Below are 881 nucleotides of genomic sequence, written 5' to 3' on the forward strand. Positions count from 1 at the left end.
TACAAATAGCCTTTGCTGCGTAAATCCGCAAACGACTGTATTCCAATAGGTAATTCCTGTAACATAATGTTTTTTTTTCAATTATTTGATAATTCTTCCATCCGACAAGCAATCTCTTTCCCCACAAATGCCACGCCCAGCAACGCGATGCGCTTGTTCTCGCCCGCATATCGCTCATAATAGCGGACTTCGCGAATTTGTGCCAATGCTGTGTCTAATAATTTGGCTGTTGTAGCGGTGTTATCTGCAACGTCTTTAGTGTCGTCACTTGCAGCATATTTCACTTCGGCAATCACAACCCGCTCCTGCCACGTCCACACGGCATCTATACGCCCTTTGTCGGTGCACACTTCGGCATCCGGCTTGAAGCCTAATGCATTCAGCCACAGCAGCAACATGGAATGATAATATTTTTCATCGCTGCCCCACAATTGGTAGGGAATGCGCGCAAACATGGCTTGCAGGCTGCGCTCAAACTGTTGCGAATCGCCCGACACAAGTTGTCGCATCATTTGTCGGCATCCCTCGTTCACCTCCGGCAACGAAATTTCGGCATAATTGGCTAATAAATGGCGCGTTAATGCCTGATTGACCTCCTCGTTGGGAACACCCAGCGTGTAGAGCATGGAGACACTAAACGGGTCTCGTTCCTTCTTTTTTACTGTCAAATAGCCCGTTTGAAACATCAATATGCGCGGGTTTATCGTCTGAATATCAAAACTGTCGAAATCTGTAGCCTGCATCTGAAATGGCTCCAACAGCGATTTTACATCATTGTGTTTTTTTAGAATATTGACTATAAAAGTGGGCGAACCCGTAGCAAACCAATGGTCTTTAAATTCTTGTTGCCAAAAAAACATCAAAGTTGAAAACGAATTATA

1 protein-coding gene is annotated in these 881 nt (G+C 44.8%); it reads right to left on the reverse strand.

The window, feature by feature from the left end:
* Window positions 1-77 precede the first annotated feature (77 nt).
* Window positions 78-881: PD-(D/E)XK nuclease domain-containing protein (locus tag ASC50_RS01925; RefSeq protein ID WP_226995331.1), on the reverse strand; the 804-nt coding region annotated here is incomplete at its 5' end.

Source organism: Candidatus Symbiothrix dinenymphae, assembly GCF_001431085.1.